We start from the raw sequence: 18,162 nt of genomic DNA on the forward strand, positions 1-18,162 counted from the left end.
GACATGGTGGACTATCAGGGTAAAAAAGTCGTCATTATCGGGTTGGGTCTGACCGGGCTCTCCTGTGTTGATTTCTTTGTCGCACGCGGTGTGATTCCGCGCGTGGTGGATACCCGTATCAGTCCGCCGGGTCTGGATAAGTTGCCGGAGCAGGTAGAGCGACACCTCGGCAGCCTGAATGAAGACTGGCTGATGAGCGCAGATTTGATCGTCGCCAGTCCCGGTGTTGCGTTGGCGACGCCGATTCTGTGTGATGCTGCCGACGCTGGTATTGAAATTGTCGGTGATATCGAGCTGTTCTGCCGTGAAGCGCAGGCTCCGATTGTGGCGATTACCGGTTCTAACGGTAAAAGCACGGTGACGACGCTGGTCGGTGAAATGGCGCGTGCCGCAGGCTGGCAAGTGGGGGTTGGCGGCAATATCGGCCTGCCTGCGCTGCAACTGCTTGAACAGCCCGCTCAGCTTTATGTATTGGAGCTGTCGAGTTTTCAACTGGAAACGACGAGCAGCCTGCATGCCGCTGCGGCAACCATTCTGAACGTGACGGAAGATCACACCAACCGTTATCCGTTTGGTCTACAGCAGTATCGGGCGGCCAAATTGCGTATTTATGAGCATGCAGATTTATGTGTTGTGAACGCTGATGATGCGCTGACTATGCCGGTTCGCGGTGCGGATGCGCGCTGCCGTAGTTTTGGTGTCGATGTCGGCGATTATCACCTTAATCGTCAGCAGGGAGAAACCTGGCTGCGTGTTGATGGCGAACGTGTGCTTAACACCCGTGAAATCAAGCTGGTCGGGCAACACAATTATACGAATGCATTGGCGGCGCTGGCGCTGGCGGATGCCGTGAAGATCCCGCGGGCTTCTGCGCTGACGGCGCTGACGACGTTTACCGGGCTGCCGCACCGTTTTCAAATGGCCTTCGAGCATAACGGCGTGCGGTGGATCAACGATTCTAAAGCCACCAATGTGGGCAGCACTGAGGCCGCATTGAGCGGCTTGACCGTCGAAGGCACGTTGCACTTGCTGTTAGGCGGTGATGGGAAATCTGCCGATTTCTCTCCGCTGGTGCCGTATTTACAGGGTGAGTGCATTCGTTTGTATTGCTTCGGTCGTGATGGACAGCAGTTGGCTGCGTTGCGCCCGGAAATTGCTGAACAAACAGAAACGATGGAGCAGGCGATGCGCGTCATCGCCGAACGCGTTAAGCCGGGTGATATGGTGTTACTGTCGCCAGCCTGCGCAAGTTTGGATCAGTTCCGCAGTTTTGAACAGCGAGGCGATGAGTTTGCTCGTCTGGCGGAGGAGTTAGGCTGATGCGGTTCTTCGGGCAGGCGTTTATCGAACGCATCAAGAACTGGGTTATGGGAACGCGCGAAAGCGATACGCTGAGCGTGGTTCTCTACGACAGGACGCTGGTGTGGTTGACGCTTGGGCTGGCCGTGATTGGTTTTGTGATGGTGACGTCGGCTTCGATGCCTGTAGGGCAGCGTCTTGCCAGTGACCCATTCCTGTTTGCGAAGCGCGATGCGATTTATATCGGGTTGGCATTTGGCTTGTCGTTAGTCACGCTGCGTATCCCGATGGAGATATGGCAACGTTACAGCCCGGTGCTGCTCTTGCTGGCGATGGTTATGCTGTTGGTCGTGCTTGCTGTGGGTAGCTCTGTCAACGGCGCATCCCGCTGGATTTCGCTGGGGCCGTTGCGTATTCAGCCTGCGGAGTTATCTAAGCTGGCGCTGTTTTGTTACCTGTCCAGCTACATGGTGCGCAAAGTTGAAGAAGTGAGGAATAACTTCTGGGGCTTTTGTAAACCGATGGGTGTGATGGTGGTGTTGGCGGTGCTGCTGTTGGCACAGCCTGACCTCGGTACTGTGGTTGTACTGTTTATTACGACGCTGGCGATGTTGTTTTTGGCTGGTGCCAAGATGTGGCAGTTTCTGGCAATTATCGGCTGTGGCGTGTTTGCCGTTGGCCTGCTGATTGTCGCTGAGCCCTACCGTATGCGGCGTGTGACGTCTTTCTGGAATCCATGGGACGATCCGTTTGGCAGTGGCTACCAGTTGACGCAATCCCTGATGGCATTTGGGCGTGGCGAATTCTGGGGACAAGGGCTGGGGAATTCAGTACAGAAACTGGAATATCTCCCAGAAGCACATACCGATTTCATTTTCTCTATTTTAGGTGAGGAACTCGGCTATATCGGTGTGGTTTTAGCGTTGTTAATGATATTCTTCGTCGCTTTTCGCGCGATGTCTATCGGGAAGCGGGCGTTGGAGATCGATCAACGTTTTTCGGGCTTTCTGGCGTGTTCAATCGGTATCTGGTTCAGCTTTCAGACGCTGGTGAACGTAGGCGCGGCGGCGGGGATGCTACCGACGAAAGGGCTGACGTTGCCGCTGATCAGTTACGGCGGTTCCAGTTTGCTGATTATGTCGACGGCGATTGTTTTGCTGTTACGCATTGATTTTGAAACGCGTCTGACGAAAGCGCAGGCGTTTACGAGAGGTGCCCGATGAGTGGCGAAGGCAAGCGTTTGATGGTGATGGCTGGCGGTACGGGCGGGCATGTTTTCCCCGGGCTGGCGGTTGCACACCACCTGATGGCGCAGGGCTGGCAGGTTCGCTGGTTAGGTACGGCGGATCGAATGGAAGCCGATTTGGTGCCTAAGCATGGTATCGAAATTGATTTTATCCGCATTTCTGGCTTGCGTGGTAAAGGCATTTGGGCGCAGCTAAGCGCGCCGATTCGTATTTTTCAGGCAGTGCGTCAGGCGCGGGCGATTATGCGCCGTTACCAGCCTGATGTGGTGCTGGGTATGGGCGGTTACGTTTCCGGCCCCGGAGGCTTGGCTGCCTGGCTGTGCGGCATCCCGGTTGTACTGCATGAGCAGAACGGGATCGCTGGGCTGACCAACCGCTGGTTATCCCACATCGCAAAAAAAGTATTACAGGCGTTTCCGGGGGCGTTTCCCAAAGCGGATGTTGTGGGTAACCCGGTCAGAACCGATGTGCTGGCGTTGCCTGCGCCGGAAACACGATTAGCCGATCGCTCAGGCCCTGTGAGGGTGCTGGTTGTTGGCGGTAGTCAGGGCGCAAGAGTGCTGAACCAAACGCTACCTGGCGTGGCGGCACAGTTGGGCGAGCGTGTGACGATTTGGCATCAGGTCGGTAAAGGTGCGTTATCAACCGTTCAACAGGCTTATCAGGATGTTGGACAGACGCAGCACAAGATTACCGAGTTTATTGATGACATGGCGGCAGCTTATGCCTGGGCGGATGTTGTGGTGTGCCGTTCCGGCGCATTAACCGTCAGCGAAATTGCGGCGGCTGGGCTACCCGCGCTGTTTGTGCCGTTCCAGCATAAAGATCGGCAGCAGTATTGGAACGCGCTGCCGTTGGAAAAAGCGGGTGCAGCAAAAATTATTGAGCAGCCACAGTTTAACGTGGCGGCTGTCAGCGAGGTGCTGTCCGGTTGGGATCGCGCAACCTTGCTGACAATGGCGCAAAAAGCCCGCGCAGTGGCGATTCCAGATGCAACCGATCGGGTTGCTGCGGAAGTCAGTGCAGCGGCAGGTAGTCGGGCCACACATGTGGCTCATGGTTAATTAATACAGCGTGGTCGGGCAGAAGGCTGTGCGACGACGCTACAAGGTAGCGATAGAATAAAGTGAATACTCAACAACTGGCGAAACTACGTTCAATCGTGCCCGAGATGCATCGCGTCCGGCACATACACTTTGTCGGCATCGGCGGTGCTGGCATGGGTGGTATCGCCGAAGTGTTGGCCAACGAAGGTTATGAAATTAGCGGTTCCGATCTGGCACCGAATGCGGTGACCCAGCAACTGACCGAACTTGGCGCGCAGATTTATTTCCACCACCGGGCGGAGAACGTTCTGAACGCCAGCGTGGTGGTGGTGTCGAGTGCGATTACTGCGGATAACCCTGAGATCGTGGCCGCGCATGACGCACGTATTCCGGTGATCCGTCGTGCCGAGATGTTGGCGGAACTGATGCGTTTTCGACACGGTATTGCGATTGCGGGGACGCACGGTAAGACGACGACGACAGCGATGGTCACCAGTATTTACGCGGAAGCGGGACTGGATCCGACGTTTGTGAACGGTGGGTTAGTGAAGGCGGCAGGAACGCATGCGCGTTTGGGCTCAAGCCGTTACCTGATTGCGGAAGCAGATGAAAGCGATGCGTCTTTCCTGCATTTGCAGCCGATGGTGGCGATTGTGACTAACATTGAAGCCGACCATATGGACACTTATCAGGGTGATTTTGAGAACCTGAAGCAGACGTTCATCAATTTCCTGCACAACCTGCCGTTTTACGGGCAGGCCGTGATGTGTATTGATGATGCGGTAATCCGTGAGCTGCTGCCACGCGTGGGTCGTCATATCACCACGTATGGCTTTAGCGACGATGCCGATGTCCGTGTTTCAGGGTATCGCCAGGTTGGCGCGCAAGGGCACTTTACGCTGGAGCGGAAAGATAAGCCGCTGCTAACCGTCACGTTAAATGCGCCGGGGCGTCACAATGCGCTTAACGCGGCGGCGGCGGTTGCCGTGGCGACCGATGAAGGCATTGATGATGAGGCGATTCTGCGCGCGCTTGAGCGTTTCCAGGGCACGGGGCGTCGTTTTGATTTTCTCGGTGAATATCCGCTTGAACTGGTGAATGGACAAAACGGTACGGCGATGTTGGTGGATGATTATGGCCACCATCCGACGGAAGTCGATGCCACGATTAAGGCTGCTCGCGCCGGGTGGCCGGATAAGCGACTGGTCATGATTTTTCAGCCACATCGCTATACGCGAACCCGCGATCTGTATGACGATTTTGCACACGTATTATCACAGGTAGACGTGCTGCTGATGCTGGATGTGTATTCCGCAGGCGAATCGCCGATTCCGGGGGCGGACAGTCGTTCGCTGTGCCGTACGATTCGCGGCAGAGGTAAGATTGATCCGATTCTGGTGACGGATGTGGATACTTTACCGGAACTGTTGTCACAGGCGCTGCGAGGTGAAGACCTGATTTTGGTTCAGGGCGCCGGCAATATCGGTAAACTGGCGCGTAAACTGGCTGATTCCAGATTACAGCCGCAGATAAGTGAATGAGGAACATCATGACTGAGAAAGTTGCTGTATTGCTTGGTGGAACCTCTGCCGAACGTGAAGTGTCGTTACTTTCCGGTCAGGCGGTTTTGGCTGGTCTGAAAGAAGCAGGCATCAATGCGCACGCGGTTGATACCCGTGACGTCTCTGTAACGACGCTGAAGGAAGAAGGCTTTACCAAAATTTTTATCGCCTTGCATGGTCGTGGTGGCGAAGATGGCACATTGCAGGGCGTGCTGGAATTCCTGGGGTTGCCTTATACCGGTAGCGGCGTCATGGCATCTGCACTGACGATGGATAAGCTCCGCACCAAACAGGTGTGGCAAGCGGTGGGATTACCGGTATCACCTTACGTGGCGCTGGATCGCCGCCAGTATTCCGAGATGGCAGCAAATGCGTTGTTGGCGACGTTCACGCACCTCGGGTTGCCGCTGATCGTCAAGCCAAGCCGTGAAGGTTCCAGCGTTGGTATGAGCAAAGTGAATACGCTGAGCGAACTGCCTGCGGCACTGGAAGAAGCATTCCGTCATGATGACGATATTCTGGTCGAGAAATGGCTGAGTGGCCCTGAGTATACGGTTGCTATTCTGGGTGATGAGGTGTTGCCTTCTATTCGTATTCAGCCTGCGGGTACGTTTTACGATTATGAAGCGAAGTATTTATCGGATGATACGCAGTATTTCTGTCCGAGTGGTCTGTCGGACGAGAAAGAGCAGGAATTAGCGGGGCTGGCTATGGCAGCCTATCGTGCGGTGGGATGCAGCGGGTGGGGACGCGTTGATTTTATGCTGGATAGCGACGGCGCCTTCTATCTGCTCGAAGTAAATACGTCTCCGGGAATGACGAGCCACAGCCTGGTTCCTATGGCAGCGCGTCAGCGTGGCCTGACGTTCTCGCAGCTGGTCGTGAAAATTTTGGAGCTCGCTGGCTGATATGTCGCAGGCAGCGCTGAATACACGCGGACGAGAGCCTGAAACGAAAGGAACACGTCGCAGTAATGGAGGCCAATTGGCAGGGATGATTTTCCTGCTGATGGTGATAGGGACTATCGTCTGGGGAAGCTGGATGGTGGTGGGGTGGATGAAAGATGCCAGCCGTTTACCGCTCTCCCGCATGGCAGTAACAGGGGAAAGACAGTACACCACCAACGATGATATCCGGCAGGCTATTTTGTCGTTGGGATCGCCGGGTACGTTCATGACACAAGATGTGAATGTGATCCAGCAGCAGATTGAGCGTTTGTCATGGATAAAGCAGGCCAGCGTGCGTAAGCAGTGGCCGGACGAATTAAAGATTCATCTGGTTGAATATGTTCCGGTAGCACGTTGGAATGATCAGCTAATGGTTGATGCGGAAGGAAATTCGTTCAGTGTACCTGCCGAACGTATTGGTAATCGCAAGATGCCGTTGCTGTACGGCCCGGAAGGCAGTGAGACCGAAGTGCTGGAAGGCTATCGCACAATGAGTCAGACGCTAGCCGCCGGGAAGTTTACGTTAAAGACGGTTGCGATGAGTGCGCGGCATTCGTGGCAACTGGGATTAGATGATGATACTCGCCTTGAATTGGGGCGAGACGATAGAGCCAAACGTCTGCAACGCTTTATCGAGCTTTATCCGCTGTTACAGCGGCAGGCTCAGAGCGAAAACAAACGTATCAGCCATGTGGACTTGCGGTACGACAGCGGGGCTGCAATTGGTTGGGCTCCAGCCTTGCTTGATCAGCAAAATGTTGATCGGCAACGAGTTGGTCAGCAATAAGACATTGATCAGCAACAGAACAGTAACCAGAAACAGGCACAGGCTAAACAACAATGATCAAGTCGACGGACAGAAAACTGGTAGTTGGGCTGGAAATCGGTACAGCAAAAGTGGCTGCGCTGGTAGGGGAAGTTCTGCCCGATGGCATGGTCAATATTATTGGCGTAGGCAGTTGCCCGTCACGCGGTATGGATAAAGGCGGCGTAAACGATCTGGAGTCGGTCGTTAAATGTGTTCAGCGCGCTATTGATCAGGCTGAGTTGATGGCAGACTGCCAGATCTCTTCCGTGTATCTGGCGCTATCGGGAAAACACATCAGTTGCCAGAATGAAATAGGGATGGTGCCTATTTCAGAAGAAGAGGTCACGCAGGACGACGTGGAAAGCGTGGTGCATACCGCTAAATCCGTGCGCGTGCGCGATGAACATCGTGTTCTCCATGTGATTCCACAGGAGTATGCGATCGATTATCAGGAAGGGATTAAGAACCCGGTTGGCTTATCCGGCGTGCGCATGCAGGCGAAAGTCCACCTGATAACCTGCCATAACGATATGGCGAAGAATATTGTTAAAGCCGTTGAACGCTGCGGTTTAAAAGTCGACCAGTTGATTTTCGCGGGTCTGGCTTCCAGTTATGCGGTTCTGACAGAAGACGAACGTGAGCTGGGTGTGTGCGTAGTGGATATCGGTGGCGGTACAATGGATATCGCGGTCTACACCGGCGGCGCATTGCGACACACTAAAGTGATTCCGTATGCGGGCAATGTGGTCACCAGCGATATTGCCTACGCGTTTGGTACGCCGCCGACGGATGCCGAAGCGATCAAAGTGCGCCACGGTTGTGCATTAGGCGCGATCGTTGGCAAAGATGAGAATGTGGAGGTCCCGAGCGTCGGAGGACGTCCACCCCGCAGTCTGCAAAGACAGACACTGGCGGAAGTCATTGAACCACGTTACACCGAACTTTTGAATTTGGTGAACGATGAACTTTTACAGTTGCAGGAGCAGTTGCGTCAACAAGGCGTGAAACATCATCTGGCGGCAGGGATTGTGCTGACGGGCGGTGCCGCGCAAATAGACGGTCTGGCGGCCTGTGCGCAGCGTGTGTTCCATACACAGGTGCGTATTGGACAACCAATGAATATAACAGGGCTGACGGATTATGCCCAAGAGCCTTATTACTCAACGGCGGTTGGGTTGCTGCATTACGGAAAAGAATCTCATCTGGGCGGTGAGCATGAAGTCGAAAAACGAGCCTCAGTGAGCAACTGGTTCAAACGAATCAACAGCTGGTTGAGGAAAGAATTTTAATTTTATCAAAGAGATCACCTGGCACAGTTTTATGATCTCGCAGTTACAGGCACAAACGGAGAGAAATTATGTTTGAACCAATGGAATTAACCAACGACGCGGTGATTAAAGTCATCGGCGTCGGTGGCGGCGGTGGTAATGCCGTCGAACACATGGTGCGTGAGCGCATCGAAGGCGTTGAATTCTTCGCGGTTAACACGGATGCGCAGGCATTACGTAAAACGGCTGTTGGCCAGACGATTCAGATCGGTAGCGGCATTACTAAAGGTCTGGGCGCGGGTGCTAACCCGGAAGTCGGTCGTAATTCGGCTGAAGAAGATCGCGAAGCGCTGCGTTCAGCACTGGAAGGTGCGGACATGGTGTTTATCGCCGCAGGTATGGGCGGTGGTACAGGTACCGGTGCTGCACCAGTTGTGGCCGAAGTCGCAAAAGACCTGGGTATCCTGACCGTCGCAGTGGTGACCAAGCCTTTCAACTTTGAAGGCAAAAAGCGTATGGCGTTTGCGGAGCAGGGTATCGCCGAGCTGTCTAAGCACGTCGACTCGCTGATCACCATTCCAAACGACAAATTGCTGAAAGTGCTCGGACGCGGTATTTCCCTGCTGGATGCATTTGGCGCGGCAAACGATGTGTTGAAAGGTGCGGTGCAAGGTATCGCCGAGCTGATCACGCGTCCGGGCCTGATGAACGTCGACTTTGCAGACGTGCGCACTGTGATGTCCGAAATGGGTTATGCCATGATGGGGTCCGGCGTTGCGCGCGGTGAAGACCGTGCAGAAGAAGCCGCTGAAATGGCAATCTCCAGCCCACTGCTGGAAGATATCGATCTGTCCGGCGCGCGCGGCGTGTTGGTCAACATCACTGCGGGCTTTGACCTGCGTCTGGATGAGTTTGAGACGGTAGGTAACACCATCCGTGCATTCGCGTCCGACAATGCGACCGTCGTAATCGGTACGTCGCTTGATCCGGAAATGAATGATGAACTGCGTGTAACGGTCGTTGCAACGGGTATCGGCATGGACAAACGTCCTGAGATTACGCTGGTGACGAACAAGCAGGCCAGCCAGCCTGTGATGGATCATCGCTATCAGCAGCACGGTATGACGCCACTGGCGCAAGAAAAACCAGCTGCCAAGGTGGTTAACGACCAAAATCCGCAGACGAATAAAGAGCCAGACTATCTGGATATCCCGGCGTTTCTGCGTAAGCAGGCAGACTAATTTGCTGCCAGATAACGTTGGAATCTCCGCTCTTTGTGCTAAACTGTGCCACCGAGCCTGGTGTATACTAGGTCGGTAGGTTCAGTAACATGCGAGATAAAATGATGATCAAACAACGTACACTAAAACGTATTGTTCAGGCGACTGGTGTCGGGTTACATACCGGCAAGAAGGTCACGTTGACCATGCGTCCTGCACCGGCAAATACCGGGGTCATCTATCGCCGCACTGACTTGAATCCCCCGGTTGATTTCCCGGCTGATGCAAAATCCGTGCGTGATACCATGCTCTGTACTTGCCTGGTTAATGAGCATGACGTGCGTATTTCTACGGTGGAGCACCTTAACGCTGCGCTTGCAGGGTTGGGCATTGACAATATTGTCATTGATGTCGATGCACCGGAAATTCCAATTATGGATGGCAGCGCCAGCCCGTTTGTTTACCTGCTGTTAGATGCGGGTATCGAAGAGTTGAATTGCGCCAAGAAATTCGTGCGTATCAAACAGCCAGTTCGTGTTGAAGATGGCGACAAGTGGGCCGAAATGAAACCGTTTAACGGCTTCAGTCTGGATTTCACTATCGACTTCAACCACCCGGCGATTGATGCGGGCAACCAGCGCTATCGTTTGGATTTCTCCGCTGATGCGTTTGTTCGCCAGATCAGCCGTGCGCGTACATTCGGCTTCATGCGCGATATCGAATACTTGCAGTCTCGTGGGTTGTGCCTGGGCGGCAGTATGGATTGTGCCATCGTCGTTGACGATTACCGCGTACTGAACGAAGACGGTCTGCGTTTTGAAGATGAGTTTGTCCGCCATAAAATGCTGGATGCCATCGGTGACCTGTTTATGTGTGGTTACAACATCATCGGTGCGTTTTCTGCGTTTAAATCCGGTCATGCTCTGAACAACAAACTGTTGCAGGCTGTGTTGGCAAATCAGGAAGCGTGGGAATACGTGACCTTTGAAGACGAAGCTGAAATGCCGTTGGCGTTTAAAGCACCGTCTATCGTGCTGGCGTAACGCTTAACGTCGTTACTTCTTATTACGACTGGTTTTACTGGTACTCTCTCCGGCCAGTGAAGCCAGTCGTTCTAATATCTTTCCGAGTTTTTCCGGGCTATTTCCTGCCAACGTCCTCAATGTCTCCGCACTTTGTTCGCTCAACTGACGCAGCGGTTTATTATCGGTATTTTCCGGCGCTGAAATGTCACTATTTTTCACGATTTCATGCCCTTTTGCGGCAAGCGTTGGATTAATCCTGATGTCGATTGAAGCCAATGATGGTAGTATTTGTGCGCGTAATGCAGAGAGCAGCGCAGGTTGTTCGTAACGTAACCGCATCAGCCAACTGGCGTTAGCGGTTTCCAGTATCAGTAAACCTTGCCGGTAATTAGCGACGCGGCACCATGGGTGCAACGGTGCAGGCAGTAATCCGCGCACGGCACGGTTAAGTTTTAATAAGGCGATAGCGCGCTGTTGCACATCTTGTAGCGGGCCTTTACCCGACTTAGATGCGCTATCAAACAGAAATTCCAGTGATTGTGGGCGGCTATCACGCATAGACCTGGCTCCGGTGGATGTTACTCGTGATTGGTATTCTAAATCGTTGGCGACAATTTGGCAGACGTTATTTCTGGCCGCATCTCTTATTAGGGATGGTCGCGGCGAGTCTTGGTCTGCCGACAAGCCTGAACGACTCACAGGACATCACTTCACTCCCCAATTCAAGCTCCAGCGTTAGTCGCCAGAATAACGTATCGCTGAGCCTTACCGATCTGGTCGCACTGAAAGAAGCGCATCGACGCTCATCCTACAGCGTAGATTATTGGCATCAGCATGCGATCCGTACGGTAATTCGCCATCTTTCTTTTGCGTTGACGACGCCACAAACGGTCAATGCCCAGCAGGCTGACGAATTAGAACCCCATTCTCTGGTTTTGTTGGATACGTTAAATGCGTTGCTGACGCAGGATTCCCAGTATCCCCTTGTGACCTCCTCCCATGCTGGGCGAGTCACTTTTTATCCCCAAGCTCATCATCAAGTCGGCATCTGGCTTGCTCAAATCCGCGGCATCCGCGCAGGGCCTTCTCTTCTCAGTTGAACGTGTAATGAATAATTAGCTGAAGAAATTTCTCCCGTTTTTCACTGAGTTTCTCAGATTTTCGATGTTGTGTTGCCACTGGATACGTGGCACTTGTGAGATTAAAAATTATTATGGTCATGAATATCCTAACCAAAATTTTTGGTAGCCGTAACGATCGTACGCTGCGCCGTATGCGTAAAAATGTCGACGTCATCAATCGCTTAGAACCTGAAATGGAAAAGCTGTCGGATGAGGAACTGCAAGCGAAAACGCTGGAGTTTCGTGTTCGTCTGGAAAAAGGTGAGTCGCTGGAGAACCTGCTGCCGGAAGCCTTCGCTGTCGTACGTGAATCCAGTAAGCGTGTATTTGGCATGCGCCACTTCGATGTGCAGCTTATCGGCGGTATGGTACTGAACGAGCGTTGCATTGCGGAGATGCGTACTGGTGAAGGTAAAACGTTGACGGCAACGCTGCCTGCCTACCTGAATGCGCTGACTGGCCGCGGCGTACACGTGGTTACCGTGAACGACTATCTGGCACAGCGTGATGCCGAAAATAACCGTCCATTGTTTGAATTCCTTGGCCTGAGCGTTGGTATCAACCTGCCGGGAATGCCTGCGCCGGCGAAGCGCGAAGCCTATGCTGCTGATATCACCTACGGTACCAATAACGAATACGGTTTTGACTACCTGCGTGACAACATGGCATTCAGCCCGGAAGAACGTGTGCAGCGTAAATTGTACTACGCGCTGGTGGATGAGGTTGACTCCATCCTGATCGATGAAGCGCGTACGCCGCTGATCATTTCCGGCCCGGCTGAAGATAGCTCCGAGCTGTATATCAGCGTTAACAAAATTATCCCTCACCTGATCCGTCAGGAGAAAGAAGATTCGGATACCTTCCACGGCGAAGGCCACTTCTCTGTTGATGAAAAAGCGCGTCAGGTTAACCTCACCGAGCGTGGTCTGGTTCTGGTCGAAGAACTGTTGGTGAAAGAAGGCATTATGGAAGAGGGGGAATCTCTGTACTCCCCAACGAACATCATGCTGATGCACCATGTGACCGCCGCGTTGCGTGCGCATGTGTTGTTTACCCGCGATGTCGATTACATTGTGAAAGACGGTGAAGTGATCATCGTTGACGAACACACGGGCCGTACTATGCAGGGGCGTCGCTGGTCCGATGGTCTGCATCAGGCGGTGGAAGCAAAAGAGAAGGTAACGATTCAGAATGAAAACCAGACGCTGGCTTCCATTACCTTCCAGAACTACTTCCGCCTGTATGAAAAACTGGCGGGGATGACCGGTACGGCAGATACTGAAGCGTTCGAATTCAGCTCTATCTACAAGCTGGATACCATTGTGGTGCCGACCAACCGTCCGATGATTCGTAAAGACTTGCCTGATCTGGTCTACATGACTGAGCAGGAAAAAATCGATGCCATCATTGAAGATATCAAAGAGCGTTCAGTAAAAGGTCAGCCGATCCTGGTCGGTACAATCTCCATCGAGAAATCCGAAGTGGTTTCTCATGCGCTGGAAAAAGCGGGCATCAAACATAATGTGTTGAATGCCAAATTCCACGCCATGGAAGCTGATATTGTTGCTCAGGCGGGTCAGGCTGGTGCGGTGACCATCGCGACCAACATGGCCGGTCGTGGTACGGATATCGTCTTGGGGGGGAGCTGGCAGGCGGAAGTGGCGCTTCTGGAAAACCCGAATGATGAGCAAATTGCGGAAATCAAAGCGGCCTGGAAAGTTCGCCATGATGCTGTTCTGGCTGCGGGTGGTTTACACATTATTGGTACAGAGCGCCATGAGTCTCGCCGTATCGATAACCAGCTGCGTGGCCGTTCCGGTCGTCAGGGGGATGCGGGTTCATCACGATTCTATCTGTCGATGGAAGATGCGCTGATGCGTATTTTTGCCTCCGATCGTGTTTCCAATATGATGCGTAAACTGGGCATGAAGCCGGGTGAAGCCATTGAGCACCCGTGGGTCACCAAGGCAATTGCTAACGCCCAGCGCAAAGTGGAAAGCCGCAACTTTGATATTCGTAAGCAATTGCTGGAATACGATGATGTGGCGAACGACCAGCGTCGTGCGATCTATACACAGCGTAACGAACTGCTGGATGTATCTGATATCAGCGAAACCATCACCAGCATTCGTGAAGATGTATTCAAAGCGACTATCGACAGCTATATTCCACCGGAGTCACTGGAAGAAATGTGGGATACGGAAGGTCTGGAACAGCGTCTGAAGAACGATTTCGATCTGGATATGCCAGTCAAAGCGTGGCTGGATAAAGAGCCGGAGCTGCACGAAGAAACGCTGCGTGAGCGTATTTTCCAGCAGGCGCTTGAGGTTTATCATCGCAAAGAAGAAGTGGTCGGCAGCGAAGTCATGCGCAACTTTGAAAAAGGCGTCATGTTGCAGACGCTGGATTCTTTGTGGAAAGAGCATCTGGCCGCAATGGATTATCTGCGTCAGGGCATCCACCTGCGTGGCTATGCACAGAAAGATCCGAAGCAGGAATATAAGCGTGAGTCGTTCTCTATGTTTGCTGCGATGTTGGAATCACTGAAATATGAAGTGATCAGCACGCTGAGCAAAGTCCAGGTGAGAATGCCGGAAGAGATCGAAGCACTGGAGCAGCAGCGCCGTGAAGAAGCCGAACGTTTGGCACGGCAGCAGCAGTTGAGCCATCAGGAAGAAGATAGCCTGAACACCGGTTCACCGGCGCAGGCAGATCGTAAAATTGGACGTAACGATCCTTGTCCATGTGGTTCAGGCAAAAAATATAAGCAGTGCCACGGCCGTTTACAGAAATAATTGGCCGCTGAAATCAGCGAATAAAATGTCATAAGTGCAAAGGAAAGGCGGTCATTGACCGCCTTTTACTTAATAAGAACCTGATAGGAAGTGTCATGACGCAAAAACAGTTATCCGTCGCGGTAGGCATCATCCGCAATGCTGAACAGCAATATTTCATTGCTCGTCGCCCTGATGGCGTTCATATGGCAGGGATGTGGGAGTTCCCCGGCGGGAAAATTGAAGAGGGGGAAACGCCAGAACAAGCATTGATTCGTGAACTGCGTGAAGAAACGGGCATCGATGCTAGCGCACCGCAGTCGCTAAACAACAAAACGTTTTCTACGCCGGAAAGAATTATTACGCTTCATTTCTTCCTGGTTGAAACGTGGCAGGGTGAACCCTATGGTCGGGAAGGTCAGGAATCTCGCTGGGTGAGTGTAGAAGAATTACGTGAGGAAGAATTTCCGCCAGCGAATGCGGAGATGATCCGCTGGCTGAAATCGCTTTAATCTAGCCTTACTTTTTCCTGTCTGAAAATCCCTGCCTGAAAACGATAGTGGCGAAACGTGGTCGTTACCGCGTTTCGCTCCAGTCTTCACTATCAGACACCATATCATCACTTGGAATACGCTTTTCCTCATCAGCCCATTCACCTAAATCGATGAGCTGACAACGCTTGCTGCAAAATGGGCGATAGATGCTGGTTTCATCCCAGACGACCGCCTGCTTGCAGGTTGGGCACTTCACCGTCGTAATCTCTGTTGTCATAAATACTTTTCACTCTATTTGGTGCTTAACTCGTTTTCGTTTATCTGAGCTAAGTCTAGCAGCAGGCCAGTTCAAACGTTAAACGAGGTGGAATATGGCCATTTTCGCTATCTAATGGTAGGAAACGGATGGCGTAACGTGTTTTATGGCCGGATATTTGCGGGTAGAGCTGGTGGGCCTGTTCAAGACGCAGACGCAGCAGATCGGCATCGGAGGCATTGTCCTGAAAGAACCCGTTCAGGCTGATCTGCGGACGGAATATACCAGAGTGGCGGATCAGTTCCAGGATCATATCCAGCGCTTGTTTGAGCGGAGACAGAGAACTAAGCCAGCCAGAAACCAGTTTCTCTCGGAGTTCCTGAGGCTGGTGCAGCCAACTATGCAGCGTCGGTAAATCGAAACTGCAACACCCGCCGGGAATGCCGAGCCGCTGCCGCACCATACCAATTAAGCGATCTTCCCGTAAGAACTGCCCCATCCGCGGTGCCGCCATCAGCGTGCTGGCCAGATCTTTCAATTGGCGCCTTAACGTATGGATGCGTTCCATATCTACGCCGGGCACATCGCTCCACTGCAGTAGCTTTTGCTGTTGTCGCTCCAGCTCTTTCAGCAGTTCAGTACGCACATCTCCGCGTTCCAGCACATCAAGCAACTCGGCGATAGCACGAAAAAATGTCAGTGCGCTTCCCATATCGGTCAGGGAGTGGTTTTGATGCAACTGCTGTAATAATGATTCGATACGCAACCAGGTACGTGTTTTTTCGTTCAGCGGGTATTCGAATAAAATGGTTGAGGGGGCGTCACTCATTATTAGTCATCCTGTCGGCTGCGGAGGCGGCTAGCTCAAGGTAATGGCGGTGTAATTCCGCAACCTGTTGTGCCAGCTCGCTTGGGCATCGACTGTTATCAATAATATCATTGGCATAAGCCAGGCGCTGTTCTCGGGTAGCCTGTGCTGCCAGTATGTTTTCTGCTTGCTGTCGACTGATACCATCGCGGGCCAGCGTGCGTTCAAGCTGTGTGTCTCTGTCTACATCAACGACCAGAATACGCTGCGCTCGCTGTTGTAAACCGTTCTCCACCAGTAGGGGGACGACCCATAGAATGTACGGTGCGGATGCAGCCTGAAACTGGGCCTGTGTTTCCTGATGGATCAACGGGTGGAGTAAATTATTCAGCCACTGTTTTTCCTCTGGCGAGGAAAAAATCCGTTGGCGTAGTGCAGTACGGTTCAATGAACCATCGGTATTGAGTATAGCGTCGCCAAACCGGAGCCTAATGGCATCCAGCGCGGGTTTCCCAGGCTCGACTACCTGACGTGCGATGATATCCGCGTCAACGATAGTGGCCCCTAATTTGGCAAATTCATCGGCTACGGTGCTTTTGCCGCTGCCGATACCGCCCGTTAAGGCTACGATGTATGTCATTGCACCCGTGTTGAAAAGTTAACATTGCTACTATTTTCAAGGAAGAGGAATACCTTCCCATTCCCCTGAAGTCAATCAGGCATAAACCGCAGTTTGCTTCACGCTATCACTTTGCTCGGTGATAGGTAAATTTCTCTGATTTTATCCCAAATAAAGTGAAAATCGCAGTCTTGCCGCAGGATTATTACTGCGTATGATAACGTCACTGGTAAAGGGCATTATTTTTTCAGAAATGATTATACCCGTCATACTTCAAGCTGCATGTGTGTTGACAATACTCGGCTCATCACTGAGCCTCGCCCTGAAGGGCCGCCGTAAACGGCGTTCAAATTGGCTAAACCAATTTGTCCTTACTCACCCCAGTCACTTACTTGAGTAAGTTCCTGGGGATTGATGAACCTCATAAATGAGGTTCACCCTTCGGGCTAGTGCTTGCACTGTTCAAATCGGTCTGGAACCGATTTGTCGTGCGGTCGCCGCCTGCCTGCAACTCGAATTATTTAGGGTATCGCCCAGTAACGATACTGAGCATTCCGACGTCACTAACCAGGAACTCGAACCTCATGCGTATTGAAGAAGATTTAAAGTTAGGCTTTAAAGACGTTCTCATCCGGCCAAAGCGTTCGACGCTGAAAAGCCGCTCCGACGTTGAACTGGAACGTCAATTCACCTTCCTCCATGCCGGCGGCAACTGGTCTGGTGTACCGATTATCGCGGCCAATATGGATACCGTGGGTACGTTTAGTATGGCGGAAGCTCTTGCCTCTTTTGATGTGCTGACGGCCGTCCATAAACACTACTCTGTCGAGCAATGGTCCCAGTTCGTGCAACGTGTACCAGCATCGGTAATGCGCCATGTCATGGTTTCGACTGGGACGTCTGACGCTGATTTCGTCAAATTAAAGCAGATTCTTGCGCTGTCATCTGAGCTGAAATTTATCTGTATCGATGTGGCAAATGGCTACTCTGAACACTTTGTGACTTTCCTGCAAAAAGCGCGTGAGGCCTGCCCAGACAAGGTTATCTGTGCTGGGAACGTCGTGACTGGCGAAATGGTGGAAGAACTGATCCTCTCCGGTGCGGACATCGTGAAAGTTGGTATTGGCCCCGGTTCTGTCTGTACGACACGGGTTAAAACGGGGGTTGGCTATCCTCAACTTTCCGCAGTGATTGAATGTGCCGATGCGGCGCATGGTCTCGGTGGGCAAATCGTGAGCGACGGCGGTTGTGCTATGCCGGGCGATGTAGCGAAAGCCTTTGGTGGTGGAGCCGATTTTGTCATGTTGGGCGGTATGCTGGCAGGGCATGATGAATGTGAAGGAACCATCGTTGAAGAAAACGGTGAAAAGATGATGCTGTTCTACGGCATGAGTTCCGCATCTGCGATGGAGCGTCACGTCGGCGGTGTGGCGGAGTACCGTGCTGCAGAAGGAAAAACCGTGAAGCTGCCACTGCGCGGTCCGGTAGACAATACCGTCCGCGATATTCTTGGCGGCCTGCGTTCGGCCTGTACTTATGTCGGTGCATCCCGTTTGAAAGAGCTAACGAAGCGTACAACGTTTATCCGTGTGGCCGAGCAGGAAAACCGTATTTTCAACGGATAGTTGCTGTTGTTCCACGCCATCTTTCTGCTGCTAATGGTGGTAG

17 protein-coding genes are annotated in these 18,162 nt (G+C 52.6%); 13 read left to right on the plus strand and 4 right to left on the minus strand.

Going from position 1 to position 18,162, the window contains the following annotated elements; translation table 11 throughout:
* The first annotated feature begins 3 nt into the window (after positions 1-3).
* The 9 genes from murD to lpxC all read left to right on the plus strand — a co-directional run bounded on the left by murD (position 4) and on the right by lpxC (position 10,440).
* Entirely contained in the window at positions 4-1,320 is a 1,317-nt protein-coding gene (gene murD, locus I2D83_RS03840; protein ID WP_205947569.1) for a UDP-N-acetylmuramoyl-L-alanine--D-glutamate ligase, read from the plus strand.
* Positions 1,320-2,522: a cell division protein FtsW gene (ftsW, locus tag I2D83_RS03845; RefSeq protein ID WP_015841726.1), complete on the plus strand. Its 1,203-nt coding sequence runs from the start codon at positions 1,320-1,322 to the stop codon at positions 2,520-2,522. Before murD ends, ftsW begins: the two co-directional genes overlap by 1 nt.
* Entirely contained in the window at positions 2,519-3,610 is a 1,092-nt protein-coding gene (gene murG / locus I2D83_RS03850; RefSeq protein WP_181845852.1) for an undecaprenyldiphospho-muramoylpentapeptide beta-N-acetylglucosaminyltransferase, read from the plus strand. Before ftsW ends, murG begins: the two co-directional genes overlap by 4 nt.
* A 62-nt stretch (positions 3,611-3,672) precedes the next feature.
* On the plus strand, positions 3,673-5,133 hold the full coding sequence (murC, locus tag I2D83_RS03855; RefSeq protein ID WP_205947570.1) for a UDP-N-acetylmuramate--L-alanine ligase: 1,461 nt from the start codon (positions 3,673-3,675) through the stop codon (positions 5,131-5,133).
* An 8-nt stretch (positions 5,134-5,141) separates the two neighbouring features.
* Positions 5,142-6,062, plus strand: coding sequence for a D-alanine--D-alanine ligase (locus I2D83_RS03860; protein WP_181847198.1), 921 nt, complete (start codon positions 5,142-5,144; stop codon positions 6,060-6,062).
* A 1-nt stretch (position 6,063) separates the two neighbouring features.
* A complete protein-coding gene (gene ftsQ, locus I2D83_RS03865; protein ID WP_015841722.1) occupies positions 6,064-6,888 on the plus strand; it encodes a cell division protein FtsQ in 825 nt (274 codons plus the stop codon).
* A 53-nt stretch (positions 6,889-6,941) separates the two neighbouring features.
* On the plus strand, positions 6,942-8,198 hold the full coding sequence (gene ftsA / locus I2D83_RS03870; protein ID WP_010298002.1) for a cell division protein FtsA: 1,257 nt from the start codon (positions 6,942-6,944) through the stop codon (positions 8,196-8,198).
* A gap of 68 nt (positions 8,199-8,266) precedes the next feature.
* Positions 8,267-9,418 carry a cell division protein FtsZ gene (gene ftsZ / locus I2D83_RS03875; protein ID WP_005975217.1) on the plus strand — a complete coding sequence of 384 codons (1,152 nt, stop codon included), beginning with the start codon at positions 8,267-8,269 and terminating at the stop codon, positions 9,416-9,418.
* A 104-nt stretch (positions 9,419-9,522) separates the two neighbouring features.
* The gene (lpxC, locus tag I2D83_RS03880) at positions 9,523-10,440 is read left to right on the plus strand and encodes a UDP-3-O-acyl-N-acetylglucosamine deacetylase (protein ID WP_039490971.1); all 918 of its coding nucleotides are present in this window, start codon (positions 9,523-9,525) and stop codon (positions 10,438-10,440) included.
* Between the two features lie 12 nt (positions 10,441-10,452).
* Here the strand turns inward: lpxC and I2D83_RS03885 are convergent, their stop codons facing one another.
* Positions 10,453-10,980: a DUF721 domain-containing protein gene (locus tag I2D83_RS03885; RefSeq protein ID WP_015841720.1), complete on the minus strand. Its 528-nt coding sequence runs from the start codon at positions 10,978-10,980 to the stop codon at positions 10,453-10,455.
* Between the two features lie 26 nt (positions 10,981-11,006).
* Between I2D83_RS03885 and secM the strand changes: the two genes are divergently transcribed.
* From secM to mutT, 3 genes are all read left to right on the plus strand, one after another.
* Positions 11,007-11,522, plus strand: coding sequence for a secA translation cis-regulator SecM (gene secM / locus I2D83_RS03890; protein ID WP_205947571.1), 516 nt, complete (start codon positions 11,007-11,009; stop codon positions 11,520-11,522).
* Positions 11,523-11,635: 113 nt separating this feature from the next.
* The gene (secA, locus tag I2D83_RS03895) at positions 11,636-14,338 is read left to right on the plus strand and encodes a preprotein translocase subunit SecA (RefSeq protein ID WP_194431727.1); all 2,703 of its coding nucleotides are present in this window, start codon (positions 11,636-11,638) and stop codon (positions 14,336-14,338) included.
* Positions 14,339-14,433: 95 nt separating this feature from the next.
* A complete protein-coding gene (mutT, locus tag I2D83_RS03900; protein WP_180778517.1) occupies positions 14,434-14,829 on the plus strand; it encodes an 8-oxo-dGTP diphosphatase MutT in 396 nt (131 codons plus the stop codon).
* Between the two features lie 64 nt (positions 14,830-14,893).
* On the opposite strand, the gene yacG is transcribed toward mutT, so the two are convergent.
* Genes yacG through coaE form a run of 3 tightly spaced genes read right to left on the minus strand, consistent with a single transcriptional unit; the run spans position 14,894 to position 16,515 of the window.
* Positions 14,894-15,088, minus strand: a complete 195-nt coding sequence (yacG, locus tag I2D83_RS03905; RefSeq protein ID WP_015841716.1) for a DNA gyrase inhibitor YacG — start codon at positions 15,086-15,088, stop codon at positions 14,894-14,896.
* 55 nt (positions 15,089-15,143) lie between these two features.
* Positions 15,144-15,896, minus strand: coding sequence for a cell division protein ZapD (gene zapD / locus I2D83_RS03910; protein ID WP_180778518.1), 753 nt, complete (start codon positions 15,894-15,896; stop codon positions 15,144-15,146).
* Positions 15,889-16,515, minus strand: coding sequence for a dephospho-CoA kinase (coaE, locus tag I2D83_RS03915; protein ID WP_181829323.1), 627 nt, complete (start codon positions 16,513-16,515; stop codon positions 15,889-15,891). Before coaE ends, zapD begins: the two co-directional genes overlap by 8 nt.
* A 563-nt stretch (positions 16,516-17,078) precedes the next feature.
* Here coaE and I2D83_RS03920 point away from each other — a divergent pair.
* Positions 17,079-18,119 (plus strand): GMP reductase, encoded by a 1,041-nt coding sequence (locus tag I2D83_RS03920; RefSeq protein WP_205947572.1) that lies wholly within the window; start codon positions 17,079-17,081, stop codon positions 18,117-18,119.
* Positions 18,120-18,162: the final 43 nt, after the last annotated feature.

Source organism: Pectobacterium aroidearum (genome assembly GCF_015689195.1).
In the GTDB taxonomy this organism is placed as follows: Bacteria; Pseudomonadota; Gammaproteobacteria; order Enterobacterales; family Enterobacteriaceae; genus Pectobacterium; species Pectobacterium aroidearum.